Below are 204 nucleotides of genomic sequence, written 5' to 3'. Positions count from 1 at the left end.
CGCTTTTGCTTTGGCCCTTTCCTCTTCCGTCACTTCTTCTGTTCCTTCTCTTTTTTGTTTTGCTAACGCCGCCGCTTTTGCTTTTGCGGCTGCTGCTGCCTTCGCCTTTGCTTTTGCCTTTTCTTCTTCTGTTCCTTCTTCCATTCCTTCTCTTTTTTGTTTCGCTAGCGCCGCCGCTTTTGCTTTTGCGGCTGCTGCTGCCTT

General features: G+C 49.5%; 1 pseudogene. It reads right to left on the bottom strand.

Annotation, left to right across the window (positions count from 1 at the left end):
* Positions 1-204 (bottom strand): annotated as a pseudogene (locus MR083_RS27755) (NADH-quinone oxidoreductase subunit C); the annotation flags it as partial.

It is taken from the genome of Bacillus cereus group sp. BfR-BA-01408, assembly GCF_022663305.1.
Lineage (GTDB): Bacteria > Bacillota > Bacilli > Bacillales > Bacillaceae_G > Bacillus_A > Bacillus_A pacificus.
Note: the sequence above shows the minus strand (reverse complement) of the source record. Positions and strands in the feature narration are given on the sequence as shown.